This window comes from Eoetvoesiella caeni, assembly GCF_003315175.1.
Classification (GTDB): Bacteria; Pseudomonadota; Gammaproteobacteria; order Burkholderiales; family Burkholderiaceae_B; genus Eoetvoesia; species Eoetvoesia caeni.
On sequence record NZ_QNRQ01000043.1, the window covers coordinates 1 to 1,491 of the forward strand.

Annotated in this window: 1 protein-coding gene and 1 pseudogene; both read right to left on the reverse strand. The window is 58.0% G+C overall.

Annotated elements, in window-relative coordinates; genetic code table 11:
• Positions 1–645 (reverse strand): reverse transcriptase domain-containing protein (locus DFR37_RS22680; protein ID WP_245954060.1); only part of this gene is annotated, 645 nt, incomplete at its 3' end.
• A gap of 681 nt (positions 646–1,326) precedes the next feature.
• A pseudogene (locus tag DFR37_RS22685) lies at positions 1,327–1,491 on the reverse strand (IS3 family transposase); the annotation flags it as partial.

The window sequence follows — 1,491 nt, forward strand, 5'->3', positions numbered from 1 at the left end:
AGGAACGCCTTCGCTTGAAGCACGGAACAGATCGCGATCAACGCAGCCCGCCTTGATGAACTTCCAAAGCAGGACAAGAAAGCGCTGGTCGGCGATGCGCTTACGGATTCCCTTCATCAGCAGGCGATGATGCACCGTGTCGAAGTAACTGGCGAGGTCGCCCTCGATGACCCAGCGACCGGCGACACTTTGTTCACCACCGTCTTGCAACTGAAGCTTCACCGTGCGAATCGCATGATGTACGCTACGGGCCGGTCTGAAGCCATAGGAAGCCGGGTGGAAATCGCTTTCCCATATCGGCTCCATGGCCATTAGCATGGCCCGTTGCACGATCCGATCCCGCAGGCTCGGAATGCCAAGAGGCCTGAGCGTGCCGTTCGCTTTCGGTATATACACGCGTCGTGCGGGCAACGGACTGTACGAGCCCGCCAGCAGTTCTTCGCGTATCGTCGCCAGTTCGTGCTGAAGATTCATTTCCAGCATACGTTTGTCAACGCCATCAACGCCCGGCGTGCGTGCTCCGCTGGAGGCCAGCGTAATGCGAGCCGCTTCGCTCAGCCAATCTTTGTCGGCAATCAGTCGTAGGAGTCGATCGAACTTGCGTTCTTTGTCCTCGGTTGACCATATCGCCAGTTTGTTTTGCATTTCACTGATTATCAAAGGTCTTCACCTCATTGTGGTCAATTAATCGGCCAAACAAACCACTTAAACTGCCCGCCTTCGCCATGTGGCTGGTTTTCCCAACCTCGGACTACTACGCGGGCTCCGCCAGCCTGCACATCATCGGGGGCACACTCCCTTAGCATTTGTGCAAGCCTTCCCCAGTTCACATGCTGGACTCAACACACGGGCGAGGCTGCCTGTCGCAGTCTTTATCCTTGCTTGTCGCAAGTCGTCGCAAACACCACGGTCTAGCTGCGCGCTCTCCGTAGTTCCCTGCTGACCAGCATACATATCCAATCAGCATTTGTGGCGCCGGGCCATACGTGTGCCTAGCTCCAGTTCGCGTCCTGCCCGTAAAGTGGTGTGGGCAGGGGTGACATTTCAACCCTCAGATGCGATTTAACAGGTTCGTGTTCCTCAACCGTCCCATGCTCAGCCTAGAGACTCATCTTGGCGTAACCGCTTCGCCGCAAGCCCCGTTTCCCACGGACTTCGTCACCTTGCCAGTGTCGGCAAGTCACCGCCGCTTCGGCTCACTTTCTCTCGCAGCAGAGAAAGGGCATGCCCCGGTACCGCAACGTTTATCGTCTCCGGGTCCTGCATTCCAAACATGCTCAAGCAGCTTCACCCCCATGCAGGCGGGCTACGCTGGCTGGGCGTACCGTAGGTGAAATCCGCTACCCAGAGCCGGTTTGGACGATCCGCCTCGAAGTGGCGCCGTACCAGATCCTGCGGACAGGCCGCCGCGCTATCGGGCACCGTAGTACGAACCCGTTTGCCCCGACGCACCCCTTCAATGCCCAGCTCGCTCATCAGGCGTTCGACCGT